The 19,580-nt window shown below is 36.0% G+C and carries 17 protein-coding genes and 1 pseudogene; 10 read left to right on the forward strand and 8 right to left on the reverse strand.

Going from position 1 to position 19,580, the window contains the following annotated elements; genetic code table 11:
• Positions 1-276: 276 nt before the first annotated feature.
• The 3 genes and pseudogenes from CO230_RS07340 to CO230_RS07350 all read right to left on the reverse strand — a co-directional run bounded on the left by CO230_RS07340 (position 277) and on the right by CO230_RS07350 (position 2,025).
• On the reverse strand, positions 277-594 hold the full coding sequence (locus CO230_RS07340; RefSeq protein ID WP_122028005.1) for a hypothetical protein: 318 nt from the start codon (positions 592-594) through the stop codon (positions 277-279).
• 91 nt (positions 595-685) lie between these two features.
• Positions 686-841 (reverse strand): annotated as a pseudogene (locus tag CO230_RS07345) (DUF1016 N-terminal domain-containing protein); the annotation flags it as partial.
• A gap of 332 nt (positions 842-1,173) precedes the next feature.
• A complete protein-coding gene (locus CO230_RS07350; protein ID WP_122028007.1) occupies positions 1,174-2,025 on the reverse strand; it encodes a hypothetical protein in 852 nt (283 codons plus the stop codon).
• A 36-nt stretch (positions 2,026-2,061) separates the two neighbouring features.
• Between CO230_RS07350 and CO230_RS07355 the strand changes: the two genes are divergently transcribed.
• A complete protein-coding gene (locus CO230_RS07355; RefSeq protein ID WP_122028008.1) occupies positions 2,062-2,547 on the forward strand; it encodes a hypothetical protein in 486 nt (161 codons plus the stop codon).
• A gap of 191 nt (positions 2,548-2,738) precedes the next feature.
• Here CO230_RS07355 and CO230_RS07360 read toward each other — a convergent pair whose 3' ends face one another.
• From CO230_RS07360 to CO230_RS07380, 5 genes are all read right to left on the reverse strand, one after another.
• The gene (locus CO230_RS07360; protein WP_122028009.1) at positions 2,739-3,878 is read right to left on the reverse strand and encodes a hypothetical protein; all 1,140 of its coding nucleotides are present in this window, start codon (positions 3,876-3,878) and stop codon (positions 2,739-2,741) included.
• Positions 3,859-5,919 (reverse strand): AAA family ATPase, encoded by a 2,061-nt coding sequence (locus CO230_RS07365; protein WP_122028010.1) that lies wholly within the window; start codon positions 5,917-5,919, stop codon positions 3,859-3,861. The genes CO230_RS07360 and CO230_RS07365 overlap by 20 nt, the downstream gene beginning before the upstream one ends.
• 311 nt (positions 5,920-6,230) lie before the next feature.
• A complete protein-coding gene (locus tag CO230_RS07370) occupies positions 6,231-7,610 on the reverse strand; it encodes a helix-turn-helix domain-containing protein (RefSeq protein ID WP_122028011.1) in 1,380 nt (459 codons plus the stop codon).
• A gap of 218 nt (positions 7,611-7,828) precedes the next feature.
• On the reverse strand, positions 7,829-8,896 hold the full coding sequence (locus tag CO230_RS07375) for an argonaute/piwi family protein (RefSeq protein WP_162990001.1): 1,068 nt from the start codon (positions 8,894-8,896) through the stop codon (positions 7,829-7,831).
• Between the two features lie 671 nt (positions 8,897-9,567).
• Positions 9,568-10,377, reverse strand: coding sequence for a DUF4365 domain-containing protein (locus CO230_RS07380; protein ID WP_122028013.1), 810 nt, complete (start codon positions 10,375-10,377; stop codon positions 9,568-9,570).
• Between the two features lie 1,176 nt (positions 10,378-11,553).
• Here CO230_RS07380 and CO230_RS07385 point away from each other — a divergent pair.
• The 9 genes from CO230_RS07385 to CO230_RS07425 are packed head-to-tail and all read left to right on the forward strand — an operon-like array spanning position 11,554 to position 19,580.
• The gene (locus tag CO230_RS07385; RefSeq protein WP_122028925.1) at positions 11,554-11,919 is read left to right on the forward strand and encodes a hypothetical protein; all 366 of its coding nucleotides are present in this window, start codon (positions 11,554-11,556) and stop codon (positions 11,917-11,919) included.
• A complete protein-coding gene (locus CO230_RS07390) occupies positions 11,909-13,339 on the forward strand; it encodes a relaxase/mobilization nuclease domain-containing protein (RefSeq protein WP_122028014.1) in 1,431 nt (476 codons plus the stop codon). The genes CO230_RS07385 and CO230_RS07390 overlap by 11 nt, the downstream gene beginning before the upstream one ends.
• Positions 13,339-13,980 (forward strand): ParA family protein, encoded by a 642-nt coding sequence (locus tag CO230_RS07395; RefSeq protein ID WP_122028015.1) that lies wholly within the window; start codon positions 13,339-13,341, stop codon positions 13,978-13,980. The genes CO230_RS07390 and CO230_RS07395 overlap by 1 nt, the downstream gene beginning before the upstream one ends.
• A gap of 45 nt (positions 13,981-14,025) precedes the next feature.
• Positions 14,026-14,541: a hypothetical protein gene (locus tag CO230_RS07400; protein ID WP_122028016.1), complete on the forward strand. Its 516-nt coding sequence runs from the start codon at positions 14,026-14,028 to the stop codon at positions 14,539-14,541.
• A gap of 44 nt (positions 14,542-14,585) precedes the next feature.
• A complete protein-coding gene (locus tag CO230_RS07405) occupies positions 14,586-14,900 on the forward strand; it encodes a DUF4134 domain-containing protein (RefSeq protein WP_095074545.1) in 315 nt (104 codons plus the stop codon).
• Positions 14,900-15,205, forward strand: a complete 306-nt coding sequence (locus tag CO230_RS07410) for a DUF4133 domain-containing protein (protein ID WP_122028017.1) — start codon at positions 14,900-14,902, stop codon at positions 15,203-15,205. Before CO230_RS07405 ends, CO230_RS07410 begins: the two co-directional genes overlap by 1 nt.
• A complete protein-coding gene (locus CO230_RS07415) occupies positions 15,186-18,251 on the forward strand; it encodes a TraG family conjugative transposon ATPase (protein ID WP_122028018.1) in 3,066 nt (1,021 codons plus the stop codon). Before CO230_RS07410 ends, CO230_RS07415 begins: the two co-directional genes overlap by 20 nt.
• Entirely contained in the window at positions 18,238-18,894 is a 657-nt protein-coding gene (locus CO230_RS07420) for a hypothetical protein (protein WP_122028019.1), read from the forward strand. Before CO230_RS07415 ends, CO230_RS07420 begins: the two co-directional genes overlap by 14 nt.
• The gene (locus CO230_RS07425; protein ID WP_122028020.1) at positions 18,894-19,580 is read left to right on the forward strand and encodes a hypothetical protein; all 687 of its coding nucleotides are present in this window, start codon (positions 18,894-18,896) and stop codon (positions 19,578-19,580) included. Before CO230_RS07420 ends, CO230_RS07425 begins: the two co-directional genes overlap by 1 nt.

A 19,580-nucleotide genomic window follows, 5' to 3' on the forward strand; every position in this document is an offset into this window, starting at 1 on the left:
ACCCACCTATATGTAAATCCTTTAATTTTCTAGTTTATGTCTTGTAATTTTTATCCTTCAACTCTATTATTTGATAGTTTTCTACCCATCTTTCTACCCAAGTCTCAGAATCAAATGCTTCTAAGTATCATTTACATTAGATAAAATTTTGTCCCAAAAAATCACCATAATTGGGACAAAAAAAATATACTGTTTGCCATCTATTACACATTTCGTGGTACATCGCAAACGAAATATAATCATTACAAGTCCCTTATAACTCCGAAGAAGCGCCATTCATTTTCGTTTATCGTTCGAAGTTTCTTCATATCCAAAAAGGCTGAAAATTTCTCTCATTCTTGAGCAGAGGCGGTTGCCATATTGAGATTCGATTTCGGCGGCAGAGAGATTGGTGGTAATATGAATGATGCCTTTTTCTTTAAACAAATCGTATCTCGTTAGAAGAATTTCAGCCATTACATTGCAGTCGTTGCCGAAGTATTTGGAGGTGGATCCGGTACCTAGATCATCGAAGCAACAGTTTTTGGGAATGCGACTGTCATTATAAAGACTACTCCGGAAATAAGTTTCCAACAATTCAAAGGCAGAGTGCATGAATTCTGAGACTATCTGAAATTGGCTTGTCGGTAGAAATATGAGACAGTATCTCGTAATTTTGGTAAGTGAGGGAAAATTTGCACATAAATTACAGATTGTCAATAGAATACCCTCTTTCGAATTCTGCATTTAGTTGTGCGCTTAGTTTTTTGAGTGTTTCTTTGACATAGCCTGCCCATACTTTACCGTTTTGCTCGTCTTCTACAATCATTTGCCCGATTCGGAAGTTGGTAAGAAGCAATGTGTATTCACATTGCGGGTAATGGCGGTTTTAGCCTGCTCAATGAGTTGCTTTATGGATTGGAATAGAGGTTTTGTACATTTTAGACATAGAACAAATTTATAAAATGATTGGGAATATTGTTTTGATGTTCAGAATAAATTTTAGATTTGGTATAGAGCCTCATAACCCACTGAAGAACTGGTAGGCTTATATAGTGTACATTACGTAACTTGCTGTGGCCGGGCGGGGATTCTCAAAACAGATCCAAACAGCTTTCGCTTTCATCATCTTAGGGGGAAGCATGGTATCATACAATTTAAATCTATAAGAAAGGGCCTACTTCTCTTAACTTTCTATATCCCATTTTGCGAGGCTGGGAAGGATTTGGAATCATTTATTTGATACTGCTGTAAAATGGCACAAATATTATGGGTAAACTGAATGTCATTAAAATCATAGCATAAAGGCCCGGAGGTAAAAACGGCATTCTTATAATCAGAAGTGATTTCAATATCCAATAGTACAAAATCAAAATCTTGACGCACACTGACTAACCATTTATTTAATACTTCTAAAGTGAGCACTGGTATTGCCATGAATTTTCGCCAATACTTCTCTGCCATTTTTTCGGATTCGTAGTAATGAATAATCTCATCTATGGAAAGTGCGTATTCGATGTATTTTTTCTGAAAGGAATAAATGTTGTAATCAAAATAGGCGTCTAGATCGTAGAAGTCCAGATATTCATAAAACCACTGGCGACAAAAGTCCAGTTTTAAGAAGCCATTTTCCATCAGTTCAGTTTCTATTTCAGAAACGGCGTCGGACAATACCGATTTTAATTGGCTAAGCTCATCCGTTTCTGTATAATCAAATTTATCGTCCAGGTAATATATATGCGGCTCTAAGTAAGTCACCGGAATTTGTGATGGACTGTCAATACACCACTGCTGGTGTATATCTGTAACGTGATGCTGATCTCCGTCAAAAGAAAAACCAAAGGCCCACACCCCTAGTTCATTAACGAAATTATAGGCTGTCTGCTCCACCGGGGTATCGTAAACTTTGCCCATGTAGGCGTTAAAGGGCGCTGCACCATAAGGATGCTTATTTACCTCATCAAAATACTCCCGAAACCTTTGTACAAATGTTTCCTTTGGATAGCCGTCATATACTCTATCCTCTTCCAACAGCAGTTCAAGCATATTGGCGTCGAGGTTCTCGAAGGCTGTGATTATTAATTGCAGCTTATTTACACTGGTAACCTTGGGCAGACAAAAATCTCATCAGAGAAGTCTGCCCTTTTTTTAGAGAAAGTGTATTTAAGTTTTAGGAAAGGGATTTTTAATTGTGTTCCAGCCAAAGAACATGTAAAAAACAGAGCCTTACAGGTAGAAGATTTAGAAATCGGATTTAACAGCGGACAGCTCCATTATGCAGAAAGAAAAGCCGGAGAAAAGGGACTCATACAAAATTTATTAGATGTAGGATTATTATCCTTAGCCGGAACTAACAGCAGAACAGGCGGACAAGCCTATAAAACTTTTGGAATTAAAAGCATTGTTTTTCCATTGAAAAATAAAGAAAATCAGATTGTAAGCTTTTATTTTAGAAGTATTGTAAATGATAAAGAAGCGAAACATTTTTACTTAAAAAACCGTAGCGGAATCTATCCCAACTATCCGAAATCAGATACTAAAAAACTGATATTAACAGAATTGCCTTGAAAAAAATTAATATTATGTTTACTCGCCATATTGAAAATATTAAAAACTTTGTAAAACAATGTATTTTACTAAAATACAAGAATGATAATTTATTTAATTTACAAATATACAACTGAAGTCTATTTTCAACTAACAGCAATATATACCAAATATCATTTTAATAGATAATCTACAACCTACTAATGTGCGAATCAAATAATTCCAAGTTGCTTTGCCACATCCTTGCGATATTTATCAAATGGTTTCTGCTTATTCTCAAAAAGATCAGAACCAAAAATATCTTTTTTTATTTCAGCTACATCTCTATTTAAAAGCTTCGATAGTTCGTCAAGATGGCTTTCAGAGTATATATCTCTCTTTTTAATCAGTCCAAGAGATTCATTTTTATGAAAACTAAATCTACCTTGCAGATTTAAAATTGTAGTGAAATCAGAAGGTTGCTCAATTTTAATTGTATATTGATTTATTGAATTAATGCCAAAATAATTACTTATCGGATCTTTGTAATAAATCTTAAAATTAATTGGATGTATAAATTTTGTGGATGTTGGTGAAAGTAATTCGATTTCATTCAAATCTCCCAACATCTTTTGTTTCTTAAGTTTTGAGTTACATGAATAACATGTAGGTACTAAATTATAGAGGCAGAGTGCAAAATAAGGATAAGCGCTTTGGGGTAAAACATGATCAATTGTAAAATTATTTTTCCAATTTTTAACGACTTCCCATTTAATAGAATTATCTGTGTTTTTGCAACTATTTAAGGCATTAAATAATAAACTGTCAGTGATGAGAGTACTTTTTAAAGTCATTTCATCAGAGACTTTTCCTGCGCAAAGTTTCACTATTTTTTTTGCATTTGGTTTGGTAATGCCAGTCAACTTCATCAAATCTTCAATATTGCCGGTATTTATTAAATCATAGAAATCAAAATAATCATTAGAGAACGGTATATAGGCATTTACAAAATCAATCTCGCAATAATAGCAAGTCCGGATATTGAATAATGATGTATATTTCATGAAGAATTTCGAGATTCCCTTTTGAAGACAATTTTGATAATCAAACCATTTTACTAAATCACTTTTAGAATAAATTTCTCCTGCTAATTCAAAATTTTCCTTTGACGCATCAGGCTTTATGCGGTTAGCTAAAGCAATAATTTCATCAAAAGGAAGAACCAAAAATTCTTCTAGTTTTAAACCTGGCTTTAATTTGTCTAAAAATAGATTGATATGCGGAAGAACATTTGAACAACATTTTGTCAGTTCATTTTGATAATCCCTTTCAAAGTTTGAATTACCTTCATTCCTATATTGAATTCTCCCCATTTTCTTTCATTTTTTTTAATTGCTCCTGCAATTTTTCTATTTCTTTCTCTGTTTCCTCAATTGATTTTTCTCTCCACAATATTCTGTCAAGTTGACTTAAATGATTCTTAAGAACAGTTCTAATATAGTCTTCACCAATAAGGTTAATTAGTTTGACAAAACTTTTTCTTTTATGAAAATACTCCGCCTTATATTTTTCTATAAGTTTAACATCTCTTTCTATTTCTTTAGAAGTTTTTTCATAATACTTTAAAAAAGATTCTATTTTTCCTCTTGCAAACGCCCCTTTTGTGTCGGACAAAAAGAATCCATTATTCAATATTTCGTGAATATTTTCTGCAAAAGTATTGTCAGATTTATATTCAATAGGTTTTGATACGCCTTCCTTTGATTCTAAAAATAAAATATTTTGCTTAGGTATATCCGATAAAACAAACGGAGAATGAGTAATAATCAGAAAGTTCAATCCTTCTATTGAGTCAAGTTTTACATTTTGTAAGATATCTAATAGCCTTTCAATAAATTTACGTTGAAACTCCGGATGGAAATACAATTCTATTTCGTCTAATATCACATTTACATTTCTATACTTTATTAACTCAAAACTATTTACAGAATTAATATTTACTATATGATAAATAATAGAGGTTAATGTGTAAATCATTTGTCTTTCACCAGAGCTAATACTCTTCAGTATATCGACATTGTCCTTGGTCATAAAACAAATATCAAAAGTTGGTGGTGGAAGATGATCCAAAAATTCTTCATTGATTATTGGTTGTATTTCTTTTAAATGACTTAAGCTTAATTTTTGATCAACATTCCTCCAAATTCTATCATACTCTTTATAATAATTTATAACCTGTTTCAATTTTAAAAGAATATGACTGTTGTTGTCAATAAATTTATTTAGAAAAAGATTTGTATTGATTATTAAATATTCGTAATTTTTGTCCTTACCCTGCTCTACTATACACTTTCCAAAAGAGTGATATTTTTCGCAAATGCTTATAATTTTGTAGAGAATATAAATGTCAAATCTATATTGTTCTGTGCCTAGTGAAATATGATAAATTTCAAATCTTTTTTTAAATTCTGTGAGTAAAGATTTTAAATTAAAATAAAATTTTGTTTTACCTGCTAGTTTAGTTGTAAAGATAAAACCTATTTGATCTTCAAGAACATTAAAAAAATTCTCGCTTCTTCGTTTTTCCGAACCGAATTTTGTGATTTTCTTTTCGGAATTTGTATTTAATATAGTAAAGGATCTTGAATCTTTAAGTTTTAATTTTATATGATCAACAATTAGGTTTTCCGTAATTGAAAGAAACTGGTTTTTAACCAGAATTGAAATTAACCGTTGATGTAAAAGATAATTTTCATTATTAATATCAATAATACCAGAATAGTTACCTGCCTCTCTTTTTGGATTAAGTACGACGGGAATTTGATAGGAATCGTTTTTATGAAATAATTTGTCAATCCACTGACCTGCTTCTGATGAATTGAATGAATGTATTGAATAATTTAAGATGCTTGTATAAAAGAATTCAGTCAAATCTATTTGAAGTCTTGATTTCAGTTCAATCAATTCTACAATACCTCTATTTATGTTGAGTATATAATACTTTTGATTAATCAAATAATAAATTTCACAACAAACTGTCTCACCAGATTTATTTAGAAATTGTAATTCTGCAGAAGAATTAAGTTCTTTTTCTTTAATTTTACGAGCTGCTAATTGGTTGATAGCAACTATAAACAGTTCAATTAATGCACTTTTACCACTCCCATTTTTTCCAACAATTGCTGAAATTGACACTTTCTCGTTGTCGAAAAAATTGTGAGGTAAATATTCAGTTTCATCAAAATTAATTGTTCTGACAGGTAAGTCAGATATTTTATCATCTATTCTTTCTTCATTAGCAGAATAGAATTTAGCCTCAGCGTAAAATTTGTAAATTTGATTAACTTGAAGATTCTTCAAAAATTTTCGGCTACAACCTTTCAATGGCCTTATAGCAAGTAGTTTAAAACTCATAAGCAAATATTTTTACTTTTTAAAAATTTTAAGACAGCATCCAACAATTTTTAATTAATTATCCTTGTTTAATATTGGGTTCAAGAATGTCTAATGCTTTATTTACTCATACACCGTTTTATATTTTCATAAAAGTAAGATTAAACTTGAACTTTACTTTCAAATAATTATATGAGTTCAGGTTTACAAAAACATATATAAAGTTGATTTTTATAATTTAAGAGTTTTATCTCATTCAATTATAAAAACCTATTAATTAGTAAAACCCATCATCCAAAACAGTTCCTTTCTACCCACCCTTTCTACCCACCCTAAGGTAAAATATAATTGATTCTCCAATAGCCACCTCTATCGCTTCCTTCTCTTTCAATTAGTCCCAATTCTTTTAAAGCATCTATGTTGTTATCTATTGCTGAGGCACTTATACCAACTTTTTGTTCTAATTCTTTTTTAGTAACTCTATTGTCTTTATGAACTTCTTCAAGAATTTTAACTCTATTATCCGTTAGTTTTTCTACCCACCTATCTACCCACTTTTTGAAATCGAATGGTCTTCTAAGTGTAACAGTAAACATCCCATCCATTGCAAATTCGGGAGGAGTCAAATTTGCTTCCTCCATTAAATCATTCATTCTAATGATTCCTGAACCAATTTGCTCAACCATTCTTATTCTTTCAAATAAACCAAAAATAAGAGGATTTCTACTTAAACTTCTTTTACCAAATTCATTTCTTGGAATACCACTTACTAGACCTCCCGGATTGGAAATTTCAACTCTATCCGAAAACAGTTCAATAGTAATCCGAGCACCCTTTTCATAATAATCTCTGTGTGCTAATGCGTTTATGATAGCTTCTTTAAAAACAGTTTCAGGAATTTCCCACAGTTCATTTCTTGGTTTGGAACCCGCACCTTCTATATCGTATCGGACATCTAATTTTCCTTTTAGCCACTCCATACTTTGTAAAAACTGTTGATAAAGTGTGCCGGTCATTATTTTATCATCAATGATGAATCTTTTGTCGATGCCTTCGAACGCAACACATCTTACTACAGCCTTTTCAAAAAATATTTCGGGATCTTGAGCAAAAAATAAAACTGCTCCATTTTTCAAAAAAGAATCTTTAATAAAGAGTTTCAAATTACTGAAAACCTGTTCATCATCAATTGCATTGTTCAATCCCGCCAATTCTCTGAACTGCCTAATATTTTCATTCGGAATATCCCGTTTAATGTCAATTGTTTTGCACGGAGCTTCATCAAAATAAATACGATCTGCCTGTTGAAAGAAATCTCTCATTTCTTCCACCGTCGTCAATTTTTGTGAATTTGGACCTTGTCGAACATAGATCGCACCTGAAAGAACATAAGGTTTGCTTTCTCCTGAAGGCACTTCAATGACAACAATTTCTTTTCCATCAATTTCAACAGTATAAATATCACAATGGAGAGAAGGAGAAATTTCCCCGATAGAATTTTGCAGAGAAGAACGCTTGGAATTGTCAAAAGATATTCCTTTGATATTATTTTTATCGTCAACACCAATCAAAAGTGTACCACCTGCCGCATTAGCAAAAGCGCATATTTCTTCTGTTATTTCTTTAACCTTTGAAGGAAAATTTAACTTAAATTCCGCATTATATCCCTCACCTGAAGAAATGATGGATTTTAATTCAATTTCTGTCAGCATTTATTCTAGTTTTTGTTCTTGATTGTAATTTATGAAAATTATAAACTCTTTTTTCTTTGACTGTATTTGATAGTAATCTTTCACTACTCTTCATTCACATTTACAAAACATCCTTTAATCTCTAATTATGTGAGCACTATTTACTTTACTATCATCACACTTACACCATTTATACGTGTTTGCTATTACGCTGCAGCCAAAAATTTGATATTTCATGATTACATATAAAAAAAATATTTGTTTGGAGGATTCTCCAAATCTTTAGGAAAATATTGTATAATTTCTCCTACTTTTTTTGAAAATTGAATAGTTATTGGTAGCCCATCACAATAGCTACAATTATTAAAATTCATTTTTGTCAATGCTAGAATTTCTTGACAAATCTCCACAATCGGAGTTTCTCCAATATTTTCAACCGATAAAGGCATAGGCACGTAAGCTCCGGGATAAGTATCGTAGTAAGGTATAAATCCGTTCGAGTATAAAAATGCCTTGTCGTTACTAACCTTCAATAGTGTTCCGCGCAAAACAGGATAATCGCTATTTCGCAAAAGTCTTAATTGAGAATTTTTGATAGTAACTAAATCATATTCAATATCTTCACCCAAAGATTCTTTAATTCCATCGACGATACCATCAAGTTCATTATAATCCGGATTGACATACGCGTCCCAAAAATCAGATGTCTTATGAATGACAATTCGTTTTGGAGTATGCTTATTTAATAGTTTGTATTGATTTAAAACATTAATAATTAACTCTTTAGCATATGCATATTTCAAGTGCGGCGTTACCACTTTAGTTTTTTCGCTTCTCCATTCAAACTGTTTGCCTGTAAAAACCAAACCTTTCCCATCCTTATTAAATGCTTGTGCGATACTCGATCTTAGATGATTTTTACCTTTTTCATTAATTTTATGAAAACTAATCCCTAAATAACAAGTATCTGCATCTATATCTCTAATCGTCCAAGGTGTGCAATTTGCGGTTTTGTAGTATTGAGCAACGCAAAAATTCCAAGCAATCATCGACAAATCCTGCAAACTTTTTTTGGTTCCATCAATCGTATTCTCTAAGATAATTTGAATAGGTATATTCTTTCCTGTCGCCAAAATATCTGCCTTAATCTTTCGTCTTAAATTGTGAAAAACATTTCCCAAAGTGAAGGTTCCAATTTTTTTAAAAACATCTTTACCTATAATAAGAATGATAATATCGGGTCTTCCTGTCGTATTTTCTATCAATTCAAGATAACAATTTGTATACAATTCAGAAATATCATTCAATTTTTCAATCTGCTTTTTCTCTGATTCAATTATCTCGGTAATTGCACTCGAATTTATTGTATAATCATCTCCATCATTTAGAAATTCACATTTAAAACATGATTCAGAGTTAAAGCCTGGAAAGTCAGGATTAGCTTTCTTATTAATTATTTCACCACTTTCAATGTCTTCTTCAAAACCGCTATCAAAATCTTCATCGTCGAAAAGTGACTCTATGTCTATAGTTTCATCGTCATCATCATTAGGATCATCGTCATTGGTAGTACTAACTTTTAAAGATTTTGGTTTATAATTTTTTGTTGATTCAATCGGATTGCTGAATTTATCTATCCAACTTTTATAGTCACTAATCTGCTTTTTAGTTCCTATTACGGAATATTTTTATGCGATTTATTACTTATTGAATAAAAACCCATTGCTTCAATTCCCTTTTTTGGGTCTTCGCATAGAAAATCATTCGCAAATTCAATAAGTGGCTCTTGTAGATATTGTATTTCCATTAGTCAAATAACGATAATTGTTGTGTTTCCTCATCAAAAACCCGTTTCGGGTTCAGTTCTCTAATACCAAAGCTGACTTCAAAGAAATTCCTTTTAAATAAAATGTCAGAAAACCCATCTGTCGACCTCCAACTATTTCCACCTAGATAGCTTGTTAAGGAGGTGATATGATTATTGTATTGAGTTCACAATTTCAGTTACTATATTCCTATTTTCTTTTTTTGACTGAATAAATCGTAGTGGTACATTTGTTTCTACCGATTTTTTGTTATTCAGTAATTTTTCAAGTATGGTAGGTGATATTATTTTTAAGTCTGTAAATGTGTATAGAAAATTTGATTTGATGGTAAATTTTGGAAAATCAATTCCTTCTTCGTTTATTATATTATAAATATCAATATTGCTTTTAAATTTACAATCATATTTATATATAAATTTGGGAAATTCAATAGAGAAAATGTTTGAAAAAATTTTCTCCCGAGTCCCAAATTGAACCCTGTTCACAAAGCTTTGGTTGATTGCTTCGCTGAGAATAGTTTGTCTTTCAGTTAATAAATTAAGTTTCTTATCAAAAGATATCTTTAAACTGTTTTTATTAGTTGCCAAAGTCTTGTCAACCGTTTTCGCATAAAGTTTGTCCTCTCTTTCGATATAAACAACCAAAATAACGGACAATACATGCTTATTCCAATAGTCAATATCATTTTTTTGAGCTACAAATTTAAAAAAATCATCATTTTCATCAACGATGTAACTACCTCCCTTTACAGTTGATTTTAATTGAATTTTTAGAATCTGACCTGTTGCCTCAATCTTATTATCTTCATTAACCGATGTAAGTTCAACTTCACCATCAATTCCGAAATCATTTTTAGATTCCTCTCTAAAAATTAAATACGGAGAATGATTTACGCAAAAGGATGAGAACTTAACTACACCTTTTTCTCCCGTGATATGCTGTGAACTTACAATTTTTGCCATTAATAATGTTTACTGCTAAATTACTGATTTTTTTATGATAATTTTTCAGTAGTTATTGCTTATGTACTTTATCCGCCATCCGTAATTCAACAACCCAACACCCTTTATCTTCAAAAATTTGGACTAACTTTTAATCTAGGTGAAAGAAAATTATGATTTTCTATTTTTTAGAACTAATAAATGATTAAAATAAAAGTCCTCCTGCTCAATCTAAATACAACCAACCTGCGCATTTCAAATACAACCTCTTGCCCAAAATAGATACAACCACCCTGCTCAATTCAGATACAACCCCTGCTCAAAATAGATACAACCTCGAAATCGCATTCCTTTTTCAGACCATGCTCAAAATAAATACAACCCCTGCTCAATTCAGATACAACCTACTTGCTCAATTCAGGTACAACCCACCTGCTGAATTCAGGTACAACCCACCTGCTCAATTTAGATACAACCATCTCTTTTAACTAATTGAAATTCATTATTTTAAAAACTCCATTAATTATACAAACCTCTACAATTTTGAAAACGATTTTTCTAATCAAAACTCAAACTTCAATTTTTCTTCTGCAACCGTCAATCTTTAAACATTCGAAAAACCGCCTGCTTAAAGCCTTTTTCACCGCTTGATGTAAACATTCATTGCTATCGATGTGAAGTTGCAAGATGTGTCTTTGTACGCACAATTTTACAAATTGGCTTCCAAATACCCTCTTGCCTTTCCTGTCGGAAAGGGTAAAAAAATTCGGAACTCATTTTTCTTTTTTCTGAACATTAGATTTTGGATTTTTTATTCAACAATATTTTTATCAAAATCATCAAAATATTTTCAGGAAAAAAATTCTAAAATTTATTTCCATTCATTTCTTTTTTCAATCATATTTAGTTTGCCATCAACTACACAATCCGTAGCAAATCGCAAACGAAATTTTTACTTTCAAAATCTTGAATTAATATGCTCAGCAGTCTTTTAGAAATCTAATCTGCGACAATTCAAATTACCCAAACTGCAAAAAATTCCACCGCAGTCCATTCTATTTCTTAAAATTTAGAAAAACGTGTGTTTATGTATCACAGGTTATGTTTATAGTCTTCCGAAACTGAAACATAGTGATAAAAGTGTCCGCACAGTGCAACTTTGTCCTCGAAGAACAGAGAAATATTTTGCAGGCAGAAATGAAAACAAGCACCAAAAATGTCAGACTTTTTATACGCCTCCAAAAAGAAAAAAAAGAGTCTTGGAAGAAATTGTGTGACACAAGAAACATCAGCCTCACCAATTTCATCATCGATTCCGTGGAGCAGAAGATGCACTCGGACGAGAGAAGAAAAGTATTGGCGTTCATTGAAAAACAGGATAACCTATTTGCGAAAATCGAGAACAACATCAATCAGGTGGCGAGAATTGCAAACTCCCAAAAGGTCATTAGCGAAACCGACTTGAAGGCGTTCAACCAAAAATTGGAAAAGATTGCTGAACTGAAAAATCAGCAAAACCAAATCTTCCTCAAGATTTATGAAATGGTGTCTGATGCTAGTTAAGATTTTGGGTTCGTCAGGCGATGATTTTCACGGCGTAATATACAACGAGAAAAAGATTGATTCGGGAAAAGGAGAACTGATGCTGATGAAGAACTTTCCGTCATTCATTAACGAAGAAAGCAGTTCCGAGGAGGTAAGAAATTACCTGAGAGCGATTTCCAAAAGTGACCGAGTGAAAAAACCACAGTTTCACGCCGTGATTTCGTCGAGATTTCAGGAGGAAACGAAAGAGCAACTCACCGAAACCGCCGAGAAATTTATGGATGAAATGGGATACGGGAAACATCCGTTTCTAGTGATTTTCCACAGCGATACCGAGAACAACCATGTCCACATAGTTTCCACGAGAGTCAATAAAAAATCGGGCAGGAAAATCAACGATTCCTATGAGAAACTGAAAGCACAAAAAGCATTGGCAAAAGTTCAGGAACAGATTTTTGGAATCAGCCAAGAATCAACCTTAAACAAACTCTTGTGTTACAGATTCGCTTCTATCAACCAATTGGAAACACTTCTGAACCGGAATGGATTCCGGGTAGCGATGAACAAGGCAGATGAAAATTCAATCGACCTCCTTAAAAATGGAGTGATTCAGAAAACGCTCGACATCGGAAAAATTTCATTTCAAGATTCAGATGATTTAAGCCGAAAGAAACAGATTAAAGCCATCATTGCCAAATACAGGGAAATATGCTCCCCGAAAGTATTTAAGGTGGAAGACAGCAGAAAGTTTGAAGGTTTGTTTGAAAAGCAAGCCGATTCTACACCAAAGATTGAGTTTGAAAGCGAACTTCAGAAGAAGATGCGCGATGTGTTTGGAATCGACATCGTCTTCCACCATAAAGATTTTAAGAAGCCTTTCGGTTGCACCATCATCGACCATAAAACAGGAAGCGTCTTCAAAGGAAGCGAGATTTTCAAGATGAACGAGATGTTTGAGTTTACCGAAAACACCATCGACAAAAGGATGTTTGAACGCTTGAAAGATTTCAGCATTCGGGACGAAAAGGAAAAGGAAGTTTTGATTAAATCCTTCAACGACGATTCCATCAAGGATTTTATGGTTTTTGAGAACAAGTTTAGAAAGACCAAGGAAATTTATCAGTTCATCAGAATGGATGTTTTACAATACCTGAAAAATGGACAAAACGACCAAATCTCCATAGTGAAGAACGATGACGGCGATTTTTATGCAGTACACCACCGATACAACCATATTCAGGACTTAAAGTCTTTGGTGGGGGAAAAAATCATCGAGCAAATATTTTATCCTGAACAAAATCTGCAGGAATCAATGGGAACTATTCAAAAACAGGAAAGCAACCTTTCAAAACTGATTGACGAACTCCTGAAATCTTCCTTTACCGCAAAAGATCCTGCCGAAGACGAGCTGAAAAAGAAAAGAAAAAAGAGAAAATAATGATTATCACATTTGCCACACAGAAAGGCGGCGCCGGAAAAACCACGCTTGCCATTGCCTTTGCCAATTATCTCGCCTTACAGAAAAAGGAAATCCACGTTTTCGATTTCGATTTTCAGAAATCTTTCTACAACAAGTGGATGGAGGATGAAGACTTGAATCTCCCCAAACTGTACGAGGTTCAGATTTCGGAGGACAATCATGCTCCCTTCTCCGATTTTGAAACGCTGATGAAGATGAAGTCCGACGACGCGGTCTATCTTTTCGACCTTGCCGGAACACTCGATATGAAGTATACCGACATCCTTCAATACAGCGACTTTATCATCATTCCTTTTGAATATTCCGACATCTCCACCAAATCGACCTTGGTCTTCATCAACTTTTTGGGGCTTTTGGAAAGTGAAGCCGGAAAGATTTTCATCCGTTCACGCTACGAAAAAAATTTTGAGTATCCGAACAAGCCTATGATGGACGAGGAAATTTCAAGGTTCGGAAAACTTATTACCCAACCTGTCCTCAAACGGAACATCCTTCAGAAAATCAACACCCGCTCGCTAAAAGGTCCCCAAAGACTTGCCGTGAGAGATGTTTTCTCGGAAGTGATGGAACACATCGAAAAGGCTTCCAAAGATAAATAACATTCAAGAAAGTTAATCTTCAACACCTAAAAACCTTTATCCATTATGGGAAAATTTACACTCATTATTTTGGGAATCTATATTCTCTACTATGCGGGAAACTTCGTCTATGACTTGTTTCTAAAGAAAACCAATGCCGTGAAAACCGACGACACCGAAGTCTTCTCGATTGGCGATTTTGCAGAACGCGACCAACCGGACATTATTCAAGTCGGAATCGAGGATGCTGAACCGCTAAATGTTCCAAATTCCTTTTCTCCTTCAGATTATGCTTTGGAAGACGAACCACAATCTGTTTTAGAAATTGAAACAGAACCGGACATCGAAACTCTTCGCAGAAAATTCGAGCAGGAAGAATTTTTTGGTCAATTTGACGAAGCATTGGAAAGCTTATCAAAAATAACTAAACCTGCTCCCAAAACTGAAGAAATCCAACAGAATTTTATAAGCAGGCAGGAAGACAAATTCAGGCAGATGCTCAACCTTGCCGAAACCAACGTACAAATGGTCAATGTTAACGGAATCAAATCCTACAAGTCTGTACTCCCCTCTTTCAAATAAATCGAACCCTAATTTTTTAACCCTTACGAATTATGAATTCAAAAATGAACAAAAGAAAATTGTTTGGAAAAATGCTGACCGCCGGACTACTGTTTTTGGCGGTTGCACCACTACTCGCACAAGCCGGAGGAGCAGGCGCACTTGCCGGAGCGAACACCTCTATCCGTTCCTATTGGGAACCCATCAAACTGATTATTCAGGCGATTGGTGCCGTAGTCGGACTTATTGGCGGTGTCAGAATCTACAACAAGTGGACGAATGGTGACCAAGACATCAACAAGGAGATTGTTGGTTGGGCGGGAGCCTGTCTTTTCTTGGTGATTGTTCCACAGTTCGTCGGCGCTTTCTTCGGAATGTAATGGGCTTTTTTCTTTACAAGGGGCTTAAAAAACCCCTTGTCTTTTTCGGACTGAAGGACAGGTATATCTACTATGCGATGGGAACGGCAGTCGGTGGACTTTTTTGCGCCGCCATCTTCTCCTCACTCATCGGGATTTTCGGAACCGTGTTGGGATTTATCCTTGCCGGAAGCGGAATCTATATGATTTACAAAATTCAGGACAGAAAAGGACTCTACAACAAGACCAAGAACCACGAGCAAATCCACATTTTCCCAAAACGCTTCAACCTAAATGAGCAAAACAATGAAAAAGAAAAAAATTGAAATGGACATCCCGTTCATCGGCTATGACCGCGGCAGCAAACACGATTGGAATTTTGACGTGATGGTCGGAAAGTTCGGAAATCCCATTATCGGAATCAGAATAAAAAATATGGTGGAGCAATATTCCGCCGACCCCGACCTTTACCTGCAATACCACACGCTTTTGAACCAAATCGCGGCGACTTTGGGAGAGGGACACCTACTTCAAAAACTCGACATCTTTTCCAAAAGGCAGTATGCGGCAGAACCGTCCAATCAGTTCCTGCAGCAAAAATATTCCGAACATTTCGAGGGAAGAATCTATAAAAGTATTGAAACAGTTTTACTCTTTACCGACATCATCGACCAACAAAAAAAGAAGACCTCGTATTCCTTCTCGGAAAAAAACTACAAGGACTTGCGTGACCGTTGTCAGAAAATTTTTATGCTTCTTTCCCAATACCACTGCGAACCGAAGTTCTTGAGGGAGAAAGATTTTGAATATTATGTAGGTGGAAGTCTTTCGATGAATTTCGTACAGAATCCGGTCTTCGACAATATCTACTCCAACAACGAGTTTCTGCGCATTGGAAAACAGTTCGTGAAAACCATTTCCTACGTTGATGTGGAACGCATCGAACTTCCCTCCGAAATTGAACCCTACTCGCTTTTGGGCGGAAACAACGCCTCTTCCGATACGGCGGTGGATAATTTTTCCTTCATCAATGAATTGGAAGACTACAACACGATCATCTACAACCAAATTATTTCGATTCCCATCCAAACCCAACGACAGCGGGATTTGGAAAAGAAGAAGAAAAAGCACGAAGGCGTCGCCAACAGCGCACCTTCGAATGCGATTGTCGCCGCCGAAATAGACGAACTCCTGCACAATGTGACGGTTGATGGTCAACTGATTGTGGACGCACATTTCTCCATCGTCTATTCTGCCGATTCGCTCGACAGGATGGAGGAAACACAGTCGCTGATTGAGAGCAAACTGTTTACGAAGGGCATCAACATTTCCAAGAACGCCTTCAACCAATTGGAACTCTTCCGTTGTTGCCTTCCCGGAAATGCGGTCGAACTGAAAGACTACGATTTATTTACCACGACGAGCGAGGCTGCGTTATGTTTTTTTTTTAAAGAAAGTAACCCCGTGAGCGAAGATTCCAATTTTTACCTAAGATTTACCGACAGACAGGGCGTTCCGCTTCGTGTGGATCCCGCCGATTTGCCGATGAAGAGCGGAAGAATCAACAACCGGAACAAGTTTGTTTTGGGACCTTCGGGAAGCGGGAAATCTTTCCTGATGAACAATATTGTGGAGCAGTATCTCACCTACAATTACGACGTGATTATCGTGGACACGGGAGATTCCTACTCCGGAACTTGCAGTTATAAAGGCGGAAGATATATTCAGTACACCGAGGAAAAACCTATTACGATGAATCCTTTCCTGATGAACAAGGAGGAATTCAACATCGAAAAAATAGAGTTTCTGACCAACCTCATTTTTTTGATTTGGCAGGGAGCGGACGCAACAATGAGCAATACCCAAAAATCCACCTTGGACAATGTGCTGATGTCGTATTACCACCAATATTTTAATGCGGGAACCAATTGGTTTGAACACAAGGATTCCGACGAACTGATGCTCTACCTCAAAAAATACAATATCGACGAGGCGGACATCGAGTCGGAGTTTGAAAAGGATTTTCAGGATGCCAAGACTTTTTACGATTTGTTGGGACTTCCATTTGATGCCTCGACCAAAGAAATTAAGGAAACGGGAAGAAAACTCATCCGTTATTACCATCCCGATTCCAACATCGGAAACCCCGATTACGATAGCGAGATGTTTTACCGAATTTTTGAAGCGTATGAAACTTTGACTGACGAGGAAAGACGAAAAACCTACAACGAGTCGCAATTGGTTCTGACCAAAACGAGAGACCTTATAAAGCGTCCCGAATCCTCGCAGGAATGGAATGACGCCTACCGAAAGACGCTCATCAAAAAAATTGTCGGTCTTGAGGAAAAACTCGCTGTAAAAGAACTTTCTTTTAATGGGTTTTATGAATACTGCGAGAAATTTCTTCCTGTCTTTTTGAACAATAAAAAGCACATGATTGGTGAAAAGGAATTCAACCTGCGAACTTTCTTGTTTGTTCTGAAGGATTTCTACAAAGGCGGAAGGTACGGAACAACTTTGAACGAAAGTGCCGATAACACTCTATTCGATGAACCTTTCATTGTGTTTGAAATCGACAATGTGAAGGACAACCCCAAACTATTTCCCATCGTGACGCTCATCATTATGGACACCTTTATTCAGAAAATGAGGTTGCGAAAAGACCGAAGAAAAGCCCTGATTATCGAGGAAGCGTGGAAGGCGATTGCCTCTAAACTGATGGGGGGATACATTCTTTATCTCTATAAAACAGTGAGAAAGTTTTGGGGCGAAGCCGTAGTGGTGACACAGGAATTGGACGACATCATCGGAAATGCAGTGGTAAAGGATTCCATCATCAATAATTCGGACACCTTCATTTTGCTGGACCAAACCAAGTTCAAGGACAATTTTGACCGAATCGCATCGCTCCTCTCGCTGAACAAGGTGGAACAGAACAAAATTTTTACCATCAACAACCTGAACAACAAATTCGGAAGAAGCCGATTCAAGGAATTTTATCTGAAGCGGGGTTCGAGAGGCGAAGTTTACGGAAACGAGGTTTCCCTTGAACAATATCTCACCTACACCACTGAGAAACCCGAAAAGTCCGCCATAGAATATTACGCCAAGAAAAGCGGAAGTTATGACGAGGCGCTCAAAAAGTTTGTGGAGGATGTGAAGGCTTTCAACCACGATTTGGGAAATGTGGTTTCCCTCGTGAACCTCTACAAAAAACCTTTGGACAAAAAGGCGACCTCCTTTTACCAAAAAATGAAATCAAAGTTCAAAGGTCAGAACGTGTTCAAGAAAATCACCGAAATGATGGAGGATTCCGAACTGACTTTTCAAGAAATAATTCAAAAAAACGATTTGCATCATGAAAAAGTTTAAGATTTTGACCGCCTTTTTTGGAGTCGGATTTCTTTCCGCCCAAAATACCTACATCGACCCGACCACGACCGCTGCGCTGATTCTTTATTCAGAAAATTTAAAATCACAACAGCAAAAAACAATCGAACAGCAGAACAAACTGCAGCAGGCTCAAACTTGGGTGGGTGCGCAAATGGTGGTAGCCAACGATATTCAGAACAAGATTCTGAAGGGGCTTCGTGAAGTTTCGGGAACACTTCAAAATGGTATTCAGGTAAAGGAAATCTATTCCGACTTACAGGATTGCGCCACCTATTCCTCGCAAATTTCAACATTGGTAAGCGATGCACCCGAATACGCCATTTTCGGGGTAAAAGCCACCAAGGAAACTTATGAGAGCGTCCTTGCGATGAGTACCGATGTTTCGGAATTGCTGAAGTCGGGGGAACTTAATCTCGCCACTGCGGGAGACCGTTACCGCCTTTTATTCAGCATCTCTGAAAAGGTGAAAACATTGAAGATTTGGCTCCTGACCATCATGATGAACATCGAACGCGCCAAAAGCCTCGGTTTTCTGAAAGCCATCAATCCTTTTCAGGGCTACATCAACACCGACAAGACCATCGTGGAAAACATCATGATTAAATACAAGCACAATTTCTGATGAAAGCCAAATTCTATCTTTCGGCGGTGCTGATTATGGCACATTCGCTTCTAACTTCGAGCAGTGGCGGTTCCACGCCGTCGTGGCAACAGGAAAATGTGTCCTTTCCGATGATGAATTTGGAAATCCGCCACACGATGGAGGAAAACGGTCGTCAAAAGGAGATGAAGAACAAGCAGGCGCTGAACCTCGCCACCGAAAACCAAAACAAGAAGCAGTGGACAAAACTTCGGGAAACGACCGTGAAGATTCAGGAACGGCTCCGTTTCGTTGATTTTGCGATGCAGTCCATTCCTACAGGTTACGCCATCACGCAGGAAGCAGCTAGAATCCGAAACAACGAACTTTTGATTATCGAGGAACTGCAAACCGCTCCTTATGCGCTCATCGTAGCATTGCCGGGACAGATTCAGTTTGCAGACGACCTGCAGATGGTGGTAAGACTTTTGGCAGGCATCGTGGTTTCCTACGGCGCCATCAACCAAATGGAAAAAGCCGAACGGAAAGTTTTGTTGGATTATGCCCTTGAGGAAGTGAAACGGCTAGAAAGCGAATCCTACTATACCCTTTTCCTGATTCGGGAACTGCGAAGAAAAATCGAATATAAGAAGGCTTTGTTGCAATACTATGTCAACCGAGACCGACAGGTTGTTCAGAGCATCATTAACGGAATAAACACTTTTTAA

The sequence above is a fragment of the Chryseobacterium sp. 6424 genome (assembly GCF_003692615.1).
Lineage (GTDB): Bacteria > Bacteroidota > Bacteroidia > Flavobacteriales > Weeksellaceae > Kaistella.

What these genes read in the sequence shown, in the direction of transcription:
- CO230_RS07340 (WP_122028005.1), bottom strand. Translation starts at nt 594, where the DNA reads ATGCACTCTGCCTTTGAATTGTTGGAAACTTATTTCCGGAGTAGTCTT.
- CO230_RS07350 (WP_122028007.1), bottom strand. Translation starts at nt 2,025, where the DNA reads ATGCTTGAACTGCTGTTGGAAGAGGATAGAGTATATGACGGCTATCCA.
- CO230_RS07360 (WP_122028009.1), bottom strand. Translation starts at nt 3,878, where the DNA reads ATGGGGAGAATTCAATATAGGAATGAAGGTAATTCAAACTTTGAAAGG.
- CO230_RS07365 (WP_122028010.1), bottom strand. Translation starts at nt 5,919, where the DNA reads ATGAGTTTTAAACTACTTGCTATAAGGCCATTGAAAGGTTGTAGCCGA.
- CO230_RS07370 (WP_122028011.1), bottom strand. Translation starts at nt 7,610, where the DNA reads ATGCTGACAGAAATTGAATTAAAATCCATCATTTCTTCAGGTGAGGGA.
- CO230_RS07380 (WP_122028013.1), bottom strand. Translation starts at nt 10,377, where the DNA reads ATGGCAAAAATTGTAAGTTCACAGCATATCACGGGAGAAAAAGGTGTA.
- CO230_RS07385 (WP_122028925.1), top strand. Translation starts at nt 11,554, where the DNA reads ATGAAAACAAGCACCAAAAATGTCAGACTTTTTATACGCCTCCAAAAA.
- CO230_RS07390 (WP_122028014.1), top strand. Translation starts at nt 11,909, where the DNA reads ATGCTAGTTAAGATTTTGGGTTCGTCAGGCGATGATTTTCACGGCGTA.
- CO230_RS07395 (WP_122028015.1), top strand. Translation starts at nt 13,339, where the DNA reads ATGATTATCACATTTGCCACACAGAAAGGCGGCGCCGGAAAAACCACG.
- CO230_RS07400 (WP_122028016.1), top strand. Translation starts at nt 14,026, where the DNA reads ATGGGAAAATTTACACTCATTATTTTGGGAATCTATATTCTCTACTAT.
- CO230_RS07405 (WP_095074545.1), top strand. Translation starts at nt 14,586, where the DNA reads ATGAACAAAAGAAAATTGTTTGGAAAAATGCTGACCGCCGGACTACTG.
- CO230_RS07410 (WP_122028017.1), top strand. Translation starts at nt 14,900, where the DNA reads ATGGGCTTTTTTCTTTACAAGGGGCTTAAAAAACCCCTTGTCTTTTTC.
- CO230_RS07415 (WP_122028018.1), top strand. Translation starts at nt 15,186, where the DNA reads ATGAAAAAGAAAAAAATTGAAATGGACATCCCGTTCATCGGCTATGAC.
- CO230_RS07420 (WP_122028019.1), top strand. Translation starts at nt 18,238, where the DNA reads ATGAAAAAGTTTAAGATTTTGACCGCCTTTTTTGGAGTCGGATTTCTT.
- CO230_RS07425 (WP_122028020.1), top strand. Translation starts at nt 18,894, where the DNA reads ATGAAAGCCAAATTCTATCTTTCGGCGGTGCTGATTATGGCACATTCG.